This window comes from Chitinophaga sp. RCC_12, from assembly GCF_041360695.1.
Classification (GTDB): Bacteria; Bacteroidota; Bacteroidia; order Chitinophagales; family Chitinophagaceae; genus Chitinophaga.
In genome coordinates, this window is record NZ_JBFUPS010000001.1 from 326095 (window position 1) to 342696 (window position 16602).

Genomic DNA, 16602 nt, shown 5'->3' on the forward strand with positions numbered 1-16602 from the left:
ATTATTTTTTTATACTTTTTGAGATAAAGATTCGAAGGATTGCTGCTCCAGTACAGCCCTGCTCACGGTTGCCCTGGCGGCCAGCCACGACAGGTACCTGTTGGCCATCTTTCTAAAAACAAAAAATAGCACCAGCGAACCGGACAACAGCCAGGCACATGGCCCGTAACGTGCAAACCATGCCTGTGTTAACCCTGTGATCAGCATAGCCGTTGCTCCAAAACCAATTACGGCAATACCCATTCCGCGCACAATAGGTTGTATCATATTGCCGCTGTGTTGCTTCCACCAACCGAGTGGACGCGCGCGTTCATAAAATGAATGCAGCAGTTCAGCCGGATCGGGTGGTGTGATCAACGCAACTGTAACCCACACTGCAGTAGTAAGCGCCATCACTACCAATGTTTGCCACCACCAGGGCAGCACCAGTTGCGGCGCCCAGGGAACGTGCAGGTATATTAATAGTTTAGGGCCCAATACCACCATACAAAAAATAGCAGCGCCACCGAAGGATGCAGCGATACGTGCCGCCCCGTTGAAACGCCACCACCACCATTGCGCCCAGTTAGCCGGCAGTTCCGCCGCACTGAGTTGCAACATAAAAATGGCCACATCGGTGATAATACTCACGTTGAATACGACTGCCACTGCCAACGACAGGATCAGCGCCATTCCCAGTTTCCCGACGAGCATGTAGTGCTTTTCGCTGGCCTTTTTTACAAACCAGCGGCGGTAAATATCACTTACCAGCACCTGGCTCCCGAAATTGAGATTATCGCCAACGGTAGACATGGTAGCCGCCATCATCGCAGCTACCAGCAATCCCATAGCGCCGGCAGGCAGCATTGTTTTCATCAGCTTTCCATATACCAGTTCCCGGTCGGCGCCTTCCACGCGCAGTTCGGGCCATATAACGGCAGCGGATATACTGGGAAGCGTAACCAGCAGCAGCAGCAGGAACATGCTGATGGCAGTTACCACGTACATGGTAAGCGCTTCAGCCGGTGTGCGGGTAGACAGTATCCGTTGTCCTTCCATTGCACCGCCCATTGGCGCCGCATCACCACCGTAACCAATACTTTGTCCCACCATCCAGGCCATCGCGGCAGCCAGTGGAAATACCGGGTGTTCACCGGGTGGCATCAGTTGCAATACTTCCGGATGTGTGCCATTGAAAGCATGACCCAGTGCGGCCGTCATGGCGGCAGCGCCGCCGAAATGCGCGAGTGTGAGCGCTGCCAGTGTAAGCGTGCCTGCAAAAAATATCACCATCTGGATCAGGTTGGAAATCACTACTCCCTTGTATCCTGAAAAGAAAACAAACAGGAAAGAGATGGGCACTACCAGGTACAGTGTTTCTGCCTTTGTAAGCCCGAATGCAGGACCCATTATTTTGTACGCCGCCAGTAAAGTGATGCCTGTCCAGGCCGGCATGGCTATCATAGAAGTTCGGATGGCTATCCATAAGCGCATGGCCGCTGCCGCACGCGGGGGAAAACGAAGATCATAAAACTCCAGCGTGGTGAAGAGGTTTAGCCGTCGCCAGAAAACCGCAAACAATACGCCGCCAAAAAACAAGGCGAGTCCAAACCTGCTCAGGTACCACCAGGAAATAAAAGCGCCTGTTACCACGGCGAGGCCGCCATAACCTGTAGCAGCATCCGGGCTTACCAAGGCAGCCGTATAGGAAATTCCATTCAACCAGCCGGGTATTTTCCGGCCGCCAAGGAAAAAGTTTTCCAGGTTGGAGCCCGAGAAACGCCGGTGCCACAAAGACATTCCCAGCATGAGCAATAAATAACTGATGACTATCCACAGATCCAGTTGGTTCCAGTTCATAATATTCATTTACCTGTTGGTGACAGTATACCCGCCAAACGTTCCTTCAACGGCGCCAGCGCTGGCAGGTTATTTTCCGGTTTATCGAGATAGAAATAAGCGGTAGCGGAATAATTATCCAACCGGTAAAAATTAACCCAGCCGTTGGGGAATTTTTCATCGAAGAGATCCGGGTAGCCCGGTTCCTCGAGGATTTTAACCAGGGTGGCCGGTGTAGTAACGGTTACCACTTTTAAACGCGCACCGGCTTTTACAATTTCCCGCAGCTGATCTCTCCCCCCACCACCCATTTGTTGTATCACCACGCGGCAACCACTATGGAAATAAACCGGATCCGGAATATGATAACGGTAAAAGGCGAATTGTTTTTTTGCCGCATCTGCAATGGGACAGCCCTGGTACAGGTGTGCAAACACACCCTGTCCCCAGCCGGTGCCTATATAATCTTCTGTGCCGGTACCGGCCAGTGTAGGATACTGCGTATCATCATCCAGGTACATTTTCACTTCGCCTTCACCAAACCAGGTGTTGCCATATGCAGTATCCGCTATTACGCTCATATTGCTGCCCAGGTAACGGCCCTTCCCTTTGATGGCAGGCAGTATTTCAAAATCCTGTCCCAGTTTGGTTTGTTGATTACTGCTCCAGTAAGCATGAAAATACAGCAGGTCTTTTTGCGGCTGCTTCAGCGCGGTGATGTTCACATCATAAAACAACAGGTGTGTTTCCTTTGATTCATTTACCAGCACTATCCTTGCATGTTTATTAAAAGGCATAGGGATATAGCTGTTAAATGACCGTCCTTCGGGATCAGAAAACAGGGCGCACTGGAACGGCGTTCTACGTGCCAGCCCGATGCCGAAGAAATCGCCCAAAGGAACGGATACCGCGGGTTTGGATGCACCTTCCCAATACATATCAATATGAATGGACCGCAGCGCTTCCGGTTTATGGGAAGTGGTGAGCCATATCCTGTTAATGATTCCGGCGCCGGCGTAATCCAGTAAGGTTACACTCCCACCTGCTTTCAGCGTATCGCATGCATGTCCTTTGGCGCCCTTGTTTTCTATTCCTGCCTTTCCTTTGGCGCCGGAGCGGTTCTCAAAGCTGATCCAACGGGTATCTGCATCCGCAGGGAACTTATATAGCTCCTGTGCCGCCACGTTCAGTGGCAGGAGGATTAACATCATCAGTATTATTTTCATCCGGTTTATTTTATTACCATCCTGGGTTTTGAAGTAGATTAGGATTTTTATCAGTTTCAGATTTCAGCATTGGCCACAGGTAATGTTTCTTTTCAAAAACCCGGCGTTCAAAAACGGTTCTTTTAAAGAAAGCAGGATCTGTTTTTGATTCTCCTGCATAGATATTTAATCCATACATGTTGGCGTTATCTGTTGTTTCAGAAATCTTCCAGCGGTGGCAGTCGAAATACCGGTGCGATTCAAACGCCATCTCTATTTGTCTTTCATGATGAATACGTTCGCGCATTTCGTCCTTGCCTAATCCGCCTGGCAGGGCGGGCAGCCCCGAGCGGTTCCTGATCAGGTTTACATATTTATACACATCGGCCACCGGACCCTGTGCTTCATTCAGCGCTTCTGCGTAGTTGAGGTATTGTTCTCCCAGCCTGAAGAAGATCCAGGTGCGCAGCGTTCTTTTCTCCTGTGGTTTAAAAACAAAGTTCGGGTCAGATAATTTCTTCAGCAGGTAACCTGTTACGCTGTAATTACCTCCGCCCGCACGTTGCTTTCCGTCGGCTCCCTTAAACCAGAATTCCAGTCCGCCGGTACGCGTTTTCCACACCGACCCCGAGAAGTTAATACTGGCGTAAAACCGTGGTTCACGGCCTACATACATATTGCTGGTGCCGGCTACATACAGGTTATCCGGTCCGGGCGTATCGGTAAAGCCGGTTTCCGTATAACCCGACAGCGGGTTGATGATGGGCGAATGATCACCGGTGTAGCCGGTGATAGGTCGTTGTCCGTTTGCCATTTCATACTGGTCTACGATATCCTGGGTAGGCGCATGCAGGGTAAATCCGGCGAGACTAAGCGGTTCGTTATAAACATCCAGGCCATCGTAGGTGCCATCATTATAGGCAAAGAATACTTCCTGGTTGTTGTTCATGTAAAATATTTCCTGGTAGTTTTTCACCGGGTTATTACCGGGAGAAGTATAGAGCGCATACCCGGCGGCCTGTGTCTGATCGATACAGGCTTTTGCGGCATCTGCAGCTGCCTGCCAGCGGCTGGCATCATAAGCCGGGAACAGCGATACGCCTTCATGGTCTTTTACATTCACGTAGTCGGGATTACCATTGAACAACGGGCTTGCCATGTACAGCAGCATTCTTGCTTTCAGCGCCAGCGCAGCAGATTTGGCGGGCCGTCCGTATTCTGTTTCGGAGGTAATACGTGATGGCAGCAGTGCAGCTGCCTGATCGCATTGTGATACAATGTATGCCACGCATTTTTCCAGGGGTTGCCGCCGGATGCTCTTGAAATCGGTATCCAGTGAAATGCTGCTGTCGGCGATGGGTACCGGGCCGTATAATCTTACCAGCAGGAAATGATAGAATGCGCGCAGGAAAATAGCTTCTCCTTTCTGGCGGTCACGCGCTTCCTTTGTATAGAATTGATCCAGCGGTACTTTGTCGATATTTTCAATAAAGATATTTGCTTTGCGCAGCCCAGCATAATTCCTGGCCCAGGGATTAATCACCGTGGAATTAGGATCCCATGCGCCGGACGTCATGCTGTTGCAGAACGATGGCGGGTAGAACTGTTTCAGTTCATCGGCGGCGCCGTGAAAGGGATTATCTTTATTATCTGCCCATACCATTTCATCCGGCAGGTGTGAGTATACGTTGGTGAGATAGTTGTTGGCGTAATCGCGGTTAGAGAATACGTCGGCAATAGTGAGATCATCATCCGGCGCTTTATCCAGGAAGTCTTTCTTACAGGACACGGCTGCCAGGAGAAGGAACAGGAACGTACAATATGTTGTGATCGTTTTCATCCTAATGATTTTAATGCTTTAAAAATTTACCTGTACACCTGCATTGATGCTGCTTTGCAGCGGGTAGAGACTTTCCCCGTTATCAATTTCAGGATTCGCTATTTTGATATGATCCCATACGGCGAGGTTGGTGCCGTTGATAAATGCGCGAACGCTGCTGATACCGACCCTTTTGGTGAGGGTTTTGGTGAATGTATACCCTATCTCTGCAGATTTCAGGCGCAGGTAGTTGCCGTTTTTCATGTAGAGGGTGCTGGTTACATAGTTGTTGGTATTGTTGATATCAATCACCGTAGGATATTTGGCGTTGGTGTTATCTGCACCCGGTATCCAACGGTTGTCGTATACTTCGCGCATCACGTTGTAATTCCCTACTCCGCCTGAAAACGCATAGGAACTGCGGCCGCTGAGCAGGTAACTTGTTTTCGCTGCGCCGGTAAAAAATATGCTCATGTCTACTCCTTTCCACGCCACCGTGCCACCAAAGCCATACATGATTTCCGGGTTACGTGCGTAACCGAAATAGGTTCTGTCGTCGGGTGTTATTTTGCCATCTCCGTTGAGGTCGCGGTATTTGATATCACCTGGGCGTATCACCGATTGCAGCGTTGATTGCGAAGGGCTTTTGTCGATATCTGCCTGGTCCTTGAACAGGCCGAGGGCTTCATAGCCGAAGGGGCGGTCGATGCTTTGCCCGCGGCTGTTCTGGTAGGCCAGTGGTCTCAGAGGTGAATCATCTTCTACTATTTCATTGTGGGCGTAGGTGAAGTTACCCTGGATGGAATAGTAGAAGCCTGATTTTGTTTTGTTTTTTATTTCGATGTTGCCATCTACACCTTTATTGTTCACTATTCCGAGGTTAGCATAGGGTATGATCCCTGACGGATAACCTGCTGATATGGGTATTTGTTGCCGTGCGATGAGGATACCATTTCTCCGTTCCTTGAACGCATCTACGGTGAGGGTAATTTTTCCGTTGAGCAATTCCATATCTACCCCGATATTTCCTTTGGTAGCTACTTCCCAGGTCACATTCTGATTACCGATGCGGCTTTCCATGAAAGCGCCTGTCTGGTAGGTTTGATTAGCGCCGAACATATAGTACGGATCAAACCAGGTATGGCCGGGGGCTTTATCGATGGTTGTCTGGAACAGGAACCTGGCGCCGCCTATCTGGTCGTTACCTACCTGTCCGTAGGAGCCTCTTATTTTCAGGAAGCTGATGATATTTTTATTCCAGAAGTTTTCGTTGGACACGAGCCAACCGGCAGCTGCGGAGGGAAAGAAGCCGTATCGTTTTCCTTTGGGGAAATTCTCCGAGCCATTGTATCCCACGTTAAACTCCAGCAGGTATTTGGAGTTATAATCGTAGGTAATGCGGCCGGCGAGTCCTTGTCGCCTGAAAGGGATATTGCCGATAGAGCTTCCTGCGAGCAGGTCTACATATTCACGCCGGTTACCTAATATAAGCCCTCCTATCCGGTGATCGCCAAAGCTGCGATCGTAGTTGGCAGATACTTCCAGGTAGGCGGCGCGGTTGGCGCCGGAGTTGGTATAGTACCCGAGTGCCTGCTCTGTTTTGATCAGCTGATACTGGTCTACACCGTTGGCATCCGGGCCAAGGTATTGGTAAGACGCCGGGCTTTTCACGCGCACGGTGGTCATGGCGCCGTAGTAATCGTATGCAAAGAGTCCTCTCAGTTTAAGTCCTTTTGTAACCAGCGACGACAAGTCCCAGGTAGCGCCGAGCGAGCTTTGAATGGTATTCCGGAACCTTTTCTGATAGCCCGTTTGCGTACTTTTCGTAAATGGGTTTTCATTCAAAAAAGTGCCTAATCCGGGGATGGATCCGTTTGGATTTTTTATGGGGTAAGCGTTGTTGGGCGTCCATCTCAGTGCATCGAATAATTCGGGAGCCCCGCCTTGCAGGCCGGGAGCGTTGCCGTTTTCAATGATGCCGCCAAGACTGAGGTCCATCGTAAGATTTTTGGAGAGATTGGCATCTACATTGGATCTGAAGTTGTAGCGTTTTAAGCTGGTATTTGTTTTATAGGGAACGGATTTATCTTCTTTATAAAGACCATCAACAAACGTATAACCTACATTGGTGTAGTAGCGGAATGTTTGGTTACCGCCTCTTACGCTGAGGTTATTAATGGTTTGTATGGTATGTTTCTTCAGAACCACATCTATCCAGTCTACATCCGGGTACAGGTAAGGATCTGAATGATCTTTGTATTTCTGTACCTGTTCATCTGAATAAAAAGGCGGCTTGCCGATATTCTTCATGGCTTCATTCGCCAGGATCGCGTATTCGTAGCTGTTGATGTAACTGGGAAAGCGCATACCCGTGAGGCGGGCGGTTTCTGTACGGAAAGAAACGATGGGCCGGCCTTCTGCGCCGCGTTTTGTGTTGATGAGGATTACGCCGTTGGCGCCGCGGATCCCATAAACAGCGGTAGCTGAGGCATCTTTCAACACTGAGAAGGTTTCTATTTCCTGTACGTTCAGGTTGTTCATATCGCGTTCGATACCATCTACCAGGATGAGCGGCGACTTGTTGCCGGTGAAGGTGCCGAGGCCGCGGATAAATACGCTGGCGGCGTCAAAACCCGGTTCCGCGGAATTCTGGCGGGTGATGATACCGGGAAGGCGCCCACCGATGGTGTTCGACAGGGAGGCGGTGGAAGACTGCTGCAGTTCGCTCACCTTCACGGTGGATACAGCGCCTGTAACCGATATTTTTTTCTGCGTACCAAAACCTACGATCACAACGTCGTTGAGTTTTTGGTTTTCGAGGTCAGGCAATAATTTTACGACGATCGTTTTCTGATTGCCGGGGTGTATGATCTGTGTTTTATAACCGATGAAGGTAACCGACAGGGAATCATTTTCGCTGCCGATTTCCACCAGGAATTTTCCAAACACGTCCGTTACTACGCCTTTGGGGGTACCCAACACCTTGATGGTAGCGCCGGGCAGGGCTTCTTCTTTTTCGTTGATCACCTTCCCCGACAGTACCCAGCTGATAACTGCCGTTGGTGCGACCGTTTTTTCTTCTGTCTTTTTTCTTCTTACAATAATGGTGCGGTCCAGCATTTCGTAGGTAAAGGGCTGGCCTGCGAAGCAGGCGTCCAGGGCTTTATCTACCGGCGTGTTGGTGATATCAAGGTTGATACGTTTGGCTTCGTTGAGATAACGGGCATCGTAAAAAAAGGTGTAACCGCTTTGTTTGCTGATCTGCTGCAATACCTTTTTTAGCGGCGCGTTTCTCTCTGATAAGGTGACCTCCTGTGACCAGGCCGTTGCACTGACCTGCAGGCAGATACCTGTTAAGAGTAAAGCAGTTAGTTTCATAACCAGGAGTACTTTGGAATGGTTGATAAAGCAATTCCCTGGCACCGGTTTGGATAGGCGCAGATGGTCCTTGCGATGAATGATAAAATTCATACATTTGCGATGTTAAGGTTGAAGGATTTTATTGATACGAAGTCCCCATTAGCCTGACGATAACCGGCAGCGTTCCCGCGCTTCCGGTTTTTTGTCTTTTGCTTGCTTATTTTGTCATGTAGATATTCCTGTCGTTTATTTTATAGTGGATATTACTGGTGAGTTCCATCATCTTTAATACTTTCGAAAGACTTACATTCCTTGATATTTCGCCGTTGAAGCGGTAGTCTTCCATACCGGCATAGTCGATATTTACATCGTACCAGCGTTCCAGCTGGCTCACAACTGTTTTAAGTGAGGCGTCGTCAAAAATGAATTTGCCATTCCGCCAGGCGAGTACTTCATCCATGTTTACGCCGGTGGCCAGCCGGATATTGCTATTCGCGCCGGTGTTCACGAGCGATTGCTGGCCGGGCTGCAGCACTTTGGTATATTTACCGGCTGCGATGCGGATACTTCCCTGGATTAATGTAGTGGTGATATCTTCTTCTTTCGGATAGGAATGGATATTGAATTTTGTTCCGAGTACTTCCACCGAGTGTTTGCCGGAAACAACGATGAAAGGCGCTTTTTCATTTTTTACTATTTCGAGATAGGCTTCCCCGTTAATTTCCACCTTACGGGTATTGCCGGTGAATGCTGCCGGGAAACGGATCGCCGAAGCGGCATTCAGCCAAACGTGCGAGCCATCAGGCAGTATTACTTCGTATTCGCCACCATTTGGTGTGGTAATGGTGTTGTAAGTTATTTCTGTAGTAACGGATGCGGATGCGTCGTATACCAGTTGGCCATTACCCGATTTTTTGATCACAGTTTTGCCCTGGTTGGCGATTACGCCGTTTTGCGCATCGTCGAGGATAATGGTAGCGCCGTTGCCCAGTTTCAGCGTGGCTTTGCGGCTACCAGGCGCCACATCGGTGTTATGGATGGCCCCTATTGGTTTACTTTTCTCTTTTGCCAGCTGCAGGCTGGCGGTGCCGGCCACAGCAAGAACAAGTGCGGCAGCGGCCCATCTCCAGGTTCTCCACTTACTTATATATATACGTGCTGGTCCGGGTTTAATGCCGGTGGCCAGGTATACTCTTTCAACAGATGCCTGCAGGTTAGCCGGATCGGCTTCGTTGCGCGTGATGGCTTCCAGATCCTGGCTGGAAAGCTCCCGGAACAGCTGCCTGTTTTGCTCACTGGCGGCCAGCCAGTTGTCCAGCGTTTCCTGTTCCGCTTCATCCAGTTCCCCCGATCGCTGCCGGTAAATAAGTCCGGCGATATGTAATAGCTGTTGTACGTCTTTTTCTTCCATAGAAAATAATAGTATGCAGCCATGACCACTGCGACCACACATTACAGGGCCACGGGCTGCACATCTTTGCTGAGAAAAAATTAATGCCGTTATATAGTGGATACACTGCCCGGATCATTTCGGGTTAGTGGGGGAGAAAGTTTTTTTTATTTTTTTTGAAGACGGGGATTAATCTTTGTGAAATGCCGCCAATATTATTAATGCAAAGGGAAGGATATCTTTTCCCTGGAGTTTTCCCTTTACCAGTTCCAGTGCGCGGAATTTCTGCGCCTTAACGGTATTAACAGATATCTGCAGTTCTTCCGCAATTTTGCGGTTGGGCAAGCCTTCGAGGAAGCCGAGCTGGAATACTCTTTTCATTTTTACGGGTAAACTGTTCACTGCTCTTAATATCTCTGCTTTTACTTCTGCGCGGATAATTTCGTTGGCCACGAAATCGGCTTCGCCGGTCATGCTGGCGGCATAGGCATGATGGCGGTATTGCAGGTTTTTCTCTTTTCTCAATTCATTAAAACAGGCATTCCTGGCGGCGATGTACAGAAACGCCTTTATAGATTGAAAGGAACCGACCTTTGCATGATCGTTCCATAATTTTATAAATGTTTCTTCTGCTACATCTTCTGCGATAGCATGATTCACTACAATCCTCTTCGCAAAATTGGTGATGACCGCAAAATACCGGTCCATAATATAACGGAAAGCCACCTCGTCGCCCTGTTGCAGGCGGATGGCATAACATTCTTCGCTGATGATTTCAGTTGTTTTCATTAAATGACCTCACTTTAAAACCACCCTGTGGGAACGGGAATACAGTGAGATCAAATTATAATATCATTTGCTAAAAAATTCAAAGTGATTAGCAAATTTTGATACTATATTGGCATCTGATCATTTCTATGGCTGAGACCGGAGAGAAGTATGTGGCAAACGCGCCACATACCGTTTCATGGTTTCATCTTGTCAATGATCTCCTGCCAGATAAGCCGCGCAATCTGCTCCTGCTCTACCGTATGCAGCCGCTCTTTCAGGGTCACTTCCCCGTCTTCGTTAAACTGCAGGTGTAGCGGCATAAAATCGAGTTTTTCACTGTGCTCCTCATCGGTGGATACCCGGTAAGTGGTTTTGTCATTCTCGTAATCCACATCAATGTGAAAACGGTAAGGCTTATTGTCGATATAAACGGTGATATCTGTTGTTTCCATACTATATATTTTATAGTATCCCCGTTCACAAAAGGCACACCAGCTTTGATTGTTAGGAAATTTAGAAATAATGTCATTTATTTACCGCCCTTTAGCGGCTGTAAAGCAGCCAATCATCTATATTATATATAACAGTATTTAATGAACGTGAACAAATTGAACCCGGACCTGCTAAGAACCAAACAGCATTTTGAAATATTGGATGGATTAAGAGGACTAGCCGCTTTAACGGTAGTTGTTTTTCATTTTATGGAAGTAGTGTATACCGATTACAGTAAGAACTTCGTGGGACATGGTTTCCTGGCGGTCGACTTCTTTTTCTGCTTATCCGGGTTTGTGATTGGATACGCCTATGATAACCGCATTAGCAAAATGGGGGTCAGGGAGTTCTTTAAATCGAGGATCATCAGGTTACACCCCCTGGTTATTTTCGGGTCTGTATTGGGGCTGCTGGGCTTTCTTTTCGATCCGTTCGGCGGTCACCCGGAATTATATGGATTTGGCAAAATCGCGTTGCTGTTTCTTACCAGTATCTTCCTGATTCCCTATCCGGTGATGGCGGAACGCTGGTTTAACCTGTTCAGTTTTAATGCGCCCGCGTGGTCGCTGTTCTGGGAATATGTTGCCAATATGCTGTATGCGCTTATCCTCGTTAAACTAAGCCGGCGCTACCTGGTCGTATTAGCCCTGCTGGCTGCTGCGGGTATTGTCGTAGTCGGTTATCATGCGGGAAACCTGATGGGTGGCTGGGGAAAAGATAACTTCTGGGATGGCGCTGCGCGCATTTCCTATTCCTTTCTGGCCGGACTGCTGGTATTCCGTTTCAACTGGATGATAAAGAACCGGCTGGGCTTCATCGGGCTATCGGCATTATTGATGTTGCCGTTCCTGATGCCTCATTTTCAATGGAACTGGCTGGTGGAAGTGCTGGTGGTATTGTTTTATTTCCCCTTACTCATTGCACTCGGAACCGGCGCGAGGCTTACTTCCGGATTAAAAAACTTATGTGTTTTTTCCGGGAAGATATCTTATCCGCTTTATATGACACATTATGCGGGCATATGGATCTTTGCCAATTATTATGCGGCGTATAAACCTGGCACCATGCAGCTGGCATTTATCATCACGGCCGGCACCCTCCTTTTGGTGGGCTTCTCCTACCTGGTGATGGTGTTATACGATATTCCAGTGCGGAAATATTTAAATGCCAGGAGAAAAATGAGTACCTAAAGTATATACTGCTACTTTGATAAAATAGTATTCGCAAATGCGCTTACATCCTGTGCAAAAAGTTCGGGCTGTTCCATGGCGGCAAAATGTCCCCCTGTTGGCATCTCTCTCCAATAGCAAACATGATATCCTCTTTCAACATATTTCCGCACAGGAAAACTGACGGGATAAGGATAGTGTGCAATGCCAACAGGTACTTTTATGAAATCATTTTCTCCGAACACCAGCGGTTCATTCCGGATCTCATGGTATAAACGCATAGAAGAATGGATCGTTTGCGTGATCCAGAACAGGGTAACATTCGACAGCAGTTCATCTCTTGAAAATAACTGCTCCAGCGCTGTGCCGGGATCCGAAAAGCTGCGGAAGATCTGGAGTATCCATGCACACAGTCCTACCGGAGAATCATGGAGACCATATGAAAGCGTGAGCGGTTTTGTTGTTTGTACCTGGGCATAAGCGCCTTCCGCCTGGAAAAACTGAGCGTTTTTTTGCTGCGCAGCTGTTTCCTCTGCGGTCAGTTTTTCGCCGGGCGGTACAAATGGCTTATAGTTAAACGGAATATAGTTCATGTGCAGCCCGGTTAGCCTATCCGGGTACCGCATGGCGATATGCGTAGCGATAATGGCGCCGAAATTGCCTCCCTGTGCCATAAATTTATCATAGCCCAGCCCTTCCATCAGCTTCACCCAGAGGTTCGCCATCAATGAGGCGTTTATCCCTTCTCTTGCCGGCTTATCTGAAAATCCAAACCCCAGGAGCGACGGCACCACTACATCGAATGGCGGTGTTTTATTATCCGTGAGATAAGAAATGGTTTTCAGCATTTCCAGGAAAGAACCTGGCCAGCCGTGGGAAATGATGATAGGAATGGCATCCGGGTATTTACTTTTTATGTGGAGGTAATGAATTTTATAGCCATCAATTTCTATGATAAAATTGGGCCAGGCATTAATGGCGTCTTCGGTTTTTCTCCAGTCGAAATCATTGGCCCAGTAAGTAGCCAGCTCTTTCATGTAGGAAAGGCTCATTCCGTATTCCCAGCCGGCTGGATTTATTGCGGATAGTGGAGGATTTCCAGACAAAGTTTTGTTTCGTTTATTTCGTTTACGTATCTTTGTATACGTATCAACAATAATTGCATTATGGAAGCCATTACACAAAAAACTACGAAATCGGATCAGGAAATAGCCAGGTATTTTATTAATGAGATGTATGAGATTTCCAGGAAAATATTACAAACCAAGAGTAAAAGTATTGCTATTACAATAGACAATACCAAGAAAACGAGGGCGATTCCCGCAAAGGCATTTAAGTTACTATACACGATACTCGACAATATGGCAGATGGAAAATCAATTACCTTACTTCCCAGCGACGCGGAAATCAGTACTCAACAGGCGGCCGACATATTAAACGTATCAAGACCTCATGTGGTGAGCCTTTTGAATAAGGGAGAAATTCCATTTACTAAGGTAGGTACACACCGGAGAATCCTGTTAAACGATATTATTGCTTATGATAAACAGCTACAAAAGAACCGGACCAATAAACTCAACTTTTTAGCTAAGCAATCACAGAAACTTAATATGGGATACTGATGATCAATTCGACCGGATTGGTAGCTGTGTTAGACGCAAATGTGTTATACCCTGCTCCTTTGCGAGATATTTTATTAAGCCTCGCAGATATTAAACTATACAGGCCCAAATGGACGAATCAGATACAGGAAGAATGGATGAGGAACCTGTTAATAAATAAACCTGAAATATCATTTAAGCGTTAAAAAGTTTACGGGCTGCCATGGATAGCGCATTTCCGGATGCCCGTATATCAGCCTATCAGCAGCTTATAAACAATATAAAACTGCCAGATCCGGATGACCGGCATGTACTGGCAGCAGCTATTAAAGGCGATGCGAAATTAATTATAACTAATAACCTGAAAGATTTTCCTTCAAAACGGTTACAATGTTATCAGCTGGAAGCGCAAACACCTGACAAATTTATCAAAAGCCTGATAACCCTGGATGAAACCAGGGTGCTGAAAGCATTCCACGCACAGGTAAACAGGTTAATAAATCCTCCGCAATCAGCGGAGCAGGTACTGGCTACACTGGAAAGATGCGGCCTCACGGTCAGCGTGAATATATTAAGGTCCATGCTCAAACATTAAGGACTCATCTCCATTCCGATCATAAATAAGCCTCCAAATCCTGCGATCCGAAGGCCTCTCCATACTTATACTATAGGAATAAAACGGACATCCCATTAATAACAACGCACCGCAAACAATGCCGCCGGCACATTGGCAGACGGATGTTCCAGTTCAATCACCAGCGTATCCGTTATTACAGGTTGCTGTAATTGAATACGGTTGTGCGTCTGGTAATTACCTGTTTTCTCCGCCACTATATTTCCAGCTGCATCTTTAATCCTGTAGTGCCTTACACAAAAAGGCATCACCGTTTCGGGATGCGACATCAATACTGATTCCATCGGATGATCATAATCTGTATCGAGGAACAGATCGATGACACTGATCTGTTGCGGCGCATTCCATTTCAGCGTTAGCCGGGGTTGCGGATCGTTCCAGTCGGCTACCCAGGCATTGGGCGTGGATGTAGGCCGGTCGGTTCCGTTGCGGATATTTTCTGCTTTGAACAAATTTATACCCTGGTGATATTTTAAATCGATATTATGCCCTTCCGGCCGGCGTTGCGGACACCAGAACTCAAATGCTTCCATCCCAATATCTTCGGGCGGTGTTTGTTTGCCGTAGTTGGAAACAGCTTTGTTTACGCTGTTGAACACCGACAGTATCCCCGTCACTCTCTTCTCTGTAAAATGCAATTGCACCAACGGATTTTTCATGAAAGTAACGAATGCGTAGGCCGTATTTTCTAAAGATGCATTAAAGCGAAGGTCCACACAGTTTCTACCAGGATGTAACGGAATGGTTTGTTTTGCCAGGGTGATATCCGGCGTATAGTTGCCGGGCTTACTGCTCACGCGTAGTTCCACTTCTATTTCGGTATCGCTGGTAGCATCTGCATGAAAAATAAAAGGCGCCACCTCTCCTTTTTGTAAAGGCAGCATCTGTGCAACCGAGAGGGTTAAAGGTTTCAGGAGCGGCTTGCCGGGAAACTCTTTAAACACCAGCTCGCTGGATGCGGCGATCACGGCCGATTGTACCAGGTCTTCGTGATCCTTCAGCGTTAATCCCGGAATATATTGCCCCGTTTTAAGTAAGCGTTGCTGTAAAATGGTGATGTGCCCTTTATTAAAAATGTCTGCCGGTAAAATATGTTGCTCTTTACAAACTGCGGCAGCCACTCCAACGGCCTGCGATACATATGCTGCGGTAGCCATTACACGGGTAGAGGCAAAGGCCACATGTGATGCACTGATGATGCGTCCTGCCAGAAAGAGGTTCGTGATATTTTTGCTATACAGGCTCCGGTATGGAATCTGGTAGATGCCTTTGCTATGCCACTGATTACAGCCAGGCTTCTCACTAAAAACGCCGTCGGCGGGGTGCAGGTCCACCGACCAGCCGCCGAAAGCTACTGCATCTTCATGGGTACGCTGCTCAATCACATCCTGCTGTTTCATCATGTAGTCCCCTTCGAAGCGGCGGCTTTCCCTTTTACCGGGAATAGCGCCCACCCATTCGAGGGTAAGTGTGGCTGCTTCCGGGAAATTGCCGGAGTTCTTGATATAATCCCATACGCCGTATATCACCTTCCACAGCTCCCATTTGATGTCTTCTGTATCGTGAACGGTATCAAGCCGGCCGCCATACTCCACCCACCAGAGGCGGCAGCCGAAATCCTTTGCATTGAATGTTTTAAAACGCGGGATCTTTGTAATGTCTTTCAGGGCAAACTCAGGAGGGATGAATGTTACAGGCTTGCCGGTATCTTTGCTATAGAAATACAGGGTATGTCCGAGTAGTTCTCCATATGTGGCGGAAGGAGCAAATTTTTCACCGAATTCTTCGCTGCTTTCTGCGCCCATGCGAAAAGCGGCGCCTGAAAGGAAGCCTACTACCCCATCGCCGGAGGCATCGCAAAATAAAGGAGCGCTTAACAAATATTCCTTTTGGTTCTGGCTGCAAAAAGCTTTCACCGAACTAATGGTAGTGGCATCCTTTTTTTCCACTGCATATACGGCGGTATTTAATAACAAGGTGATATTGGGTTCTTTCTTCACTTTATCCAGCAGCACCATATCAAATATAACGGGATTACCCTCCGGGTTACGGTAGGTGTTTTCTACCAGGATCTCATCTACCAAACCACCTTCTCTCGCCCAACGGTTGTTGTTGCCCATATGTGAGGTGGCGCCAAGTATCCATAAACGGATTTCACTGCTTGAATTTCCTCCCAGTACCGGCCTGTCCTGCACCAGTACTACTTTTAGTCCCTGCCTGGCCGCTGTAATGGCACTGCACACGCCTGAAAGGCCGCCACCGGTGATAACCAGGTCCGCGTTAAGCGCTATGCCGGGAAAAGAGCGACTGTTTGTTTCTCCAGATTGTATCATGATTGTACGG

At 47.8% G+C, this 16602-nt stretch carries 12 protein-coding genes; 3 read left to right on the forward strand and 9 right to left on the reverse strand.

Features of this window, described 5'->3' with window-relative positions:
* Window positions 1-9: 9 nt before the first annotated feature.
* The 7 genes from AB6805_RS01440 to AB6805_RS01470 all read right to left on the reverse strand — a co-directional run bounded on the left by AB6805_RS01440 (window position 10) and on the right by AB6805_RS01470 (window position 10815).
* Window positions 10-1839 carry a hypothetical protein gene (locus AB6805_RS01440; RefSeq protein ID WP_370907684.1) on the reverse strand — a complete coding sequence of 610 codons (1830 nt, stop codon included), beginning with the start codon at window positions 1837-1839 and terminating at the stop codon, window positions 10-12.
* 5 nt (window positions 1840-1844) lie between these two features.
* On the reverse strand, window positions 1845-3044 hold the full coding sequence (locus tag AB6805_RS01445; RefSeq protein ID WP_370907685.1) for a glycoside hydrolase family 172 protein: 1200 nt from the start codon (window positions 3042-3044) through the stop codon (window positions 1845-1847).
* 13 nt (window positions 3045-3057) lie between these two features.
* Complete coding sequence (locus tag AB6805_RS01450) at window positions 3058-4863, reverse strand: RagB/SusD family nutrient uptake outer membrane protein (RefSeq protein WP_370907686.1); 1806 nt, start codon at window positions 4861-4863, stop codon at window positions 3058-3060.
* Between the two features lie 18 nt (window positions 4864-4881).
* Window positions 4882-8220 carry a TonB-dependent receptor gene (locus tag AB6805_RS01455; RefSeq protein ID WP_370907687.1) on the reverse strand — a complete coding sequence of 1113 codons (3339 nt, stop codon included), beginning with the start codon at window positions 8218-8220 and terminating at the stop codon, window positions 4882-4884.
* 199 nt (window positions 8221-8419) lie between these two features.
* Window positions 8420-9613 (reverse strand): FecR domain-containing protein, encoded by a 1194-nt coding sequence (locus tag AB6805_RS01460; protein ID WP_370907688.1) that lies wholly within the window; start codon window positions 9611-9613, stop codon window positions 8420-8422.
* Between the two features lie 168 nt (window positions 9614-9781).
* The gene (locus tag AB6805_RS01465) at window positions 9782-10381 is read right to left on the reverse strand and encodes an RNA polymerase sigma factor (protein ID WP_370907689.1); all 600 of its coding nucleotides are present in this window, start codon (window positions 10379-10381) and stop codon (window positions 9782-9784) included.
* A 176-nt stretch (window positions 10382-10557) separates the two neighbouring features.
* On the reverse strand, window positions 10558-10815 hold the full coding sequence (locus AB6805_RS01470) for a hypothetical protein (protein ID WP_370907690.1): 258 nt from the start codon (window positions 10813-10815) through the stop codon (window positions 10558-10560).
* 141 nt (window positions 10816-10956) lie between these two features.
* Here AB6805_RS01470 and AB6805_RS01475 point away from each other — a divergent pair, with 141 nt between their 5' ends.
* Window positions 10957-12045 (forward strand): acyltransferase family protein, encoded by a 1089-nt coding sequence (locus tag AB6805_RS01475; protein ID WP_370907691.1) that lies wholly within the window; start codon window positions 10957-10959, stop codon window positions 12043-12045.
* Window positions 12046-12056: 11 nt separating this feature from the next.
* Here the strand turns inward: AB6805_RS01475 and AB6805_RS01480 are convergent, their stop codons facing one another.
* A complete protein-coding gene (locus AB6805_RS01480) occupies window positions 12057-13208 on the reverse strand; it encodes an epoxide hydrolase family protein (RefSeq protein ID WP_370907692.1) in 1152 nt (383 codons plus the stop codon).
* Between AB6805_RS01480 and AB6805_RS01485 the strand changes: the two genes are divergently transcribed.
* Window positions 13191-13646 (forward strand): helix-turn-helix domain-containing protein, encoded by a 456-nt coding sequence (locus tag AB6805_RS01485; RefSeq protein ID WP_370907693.1) that lies wholly within the window; start codon window positions 13191-13193, stop codon window positions 13644-13646. The two genes, AB6805_RS01480 and AB6805_RS01485, sit on opposite strands and share 18 nt — an antisense overlap.
* A 202-nt stretch (window positions 13647-13848) precedes the next feature.
* Entirely contained in the window at window positions 13849-14220 is a 372-nt protein-coding gene (locus AB6805_RS01490; RefSeq protein ID WP_370907694.1) for a hypothetical protein, read from the forward strand.
* A gap of 95 nt (window positions 14221-14315) precedes the next feature.
* On the opposite strand, the gene AB6805_RS01495 is transcribed toward AB6805_RS01490, so the two are convergent.
* A complete protein-coding gene (locus AB6805_RS01495; protein ID WP_370907695.1) occupies window positions 14316-16592 on the reverse strand; it encodes an FAD-dependent oxidoreductase in 2277 nt (758 codons plus the stop codon).
* Window positions 16593-16602 lie beyond the last annotated feature (10 nt).

What these genes read in the sequence shown, in the direction of transcription:
- AB6805_RS01440 (WP_370907684.1), bottom strand. Translation starts at nt 1,839, where the DNA reads ATGAACTGGAACCAACTGGATCTGTGGATAGTCATCAGTTATTTATTG.
- AB6805_RS01465 (WP_370907689.1), bottom strand. Translation starts at nt 10,381, where the DNA reads ATGAAAACAACTGAAATCATCAGCGAAGAATGTTATGCCATCCGCCTG.
- AB6805_RS01455 (WP_370907687.1), bottom strand. Translation starts at nt 8,220, where the DNA reads ATGAAACTAACTGCTTTACTCTTAACAGGTATCTGCCTGCAGGTCAGT.
- AB6805_RS01495 (WP_370907695.1), bottom strand. Translation starts at nt 16,592, where the DNA reads ATGATACAATCTGGAGAAACAAACAGTCGCTCTTTTCCCGGCATAGCG.
- AB6805_RS01490 (WP_370907694.1), top strand. Translation starts at nt 13,849, where the DNA reads ATGGATAGCGCATTTCCGGATGCCCGTATATCAGCCTATCAGCAGCTT.
- AB6805_RS01485 (WP_370907693.1), top strand. Translation starts at nt 13,191, where the DNA reads ATGGAAGCCATTACACAAAAAACTACGAAATCGGATCAGGAAATAGCC.
- AB6805_RS01470 (WP_370907690.1), bottom strand. Translation starts at nt 10,815, where the DNA reads ATGGAAACAACAGATATCACCGTTTATATCGACAATAAGCCTTACCGT.
- AB6805_RS01460 (WP_370907688.1), bottom strand. Translation starts at nt 9,613, where the DNA reads ATGGAAGAAAAAGACGTACAACAGCTATTACATATCGCCGGACTTATT.
- AB6805_RS01450 (WP_370907686.1), bottom strand. Translation starts at nt 4,863, where the DNA reads ATGAAAACGATCACAACATATTGTACGTTCCTGTTCCTTCTCCTGGCA.
- AB6805_RS01445 (WP_370907685.1), bottom strand. Translation starts at nt 3,044, where the DNA reads ATGAAAATAATACTGATGATGTTAATCCTCCTGCCACTGAACGTGGCG.
- AB6805_RS01475 (WP_370907691.1), top strand. Translation starts at nt 10,957, where the DNA reads ATGAACGTGAACAAATTGAACCCGGACCTGCTAAGAACCAAACAGCAT.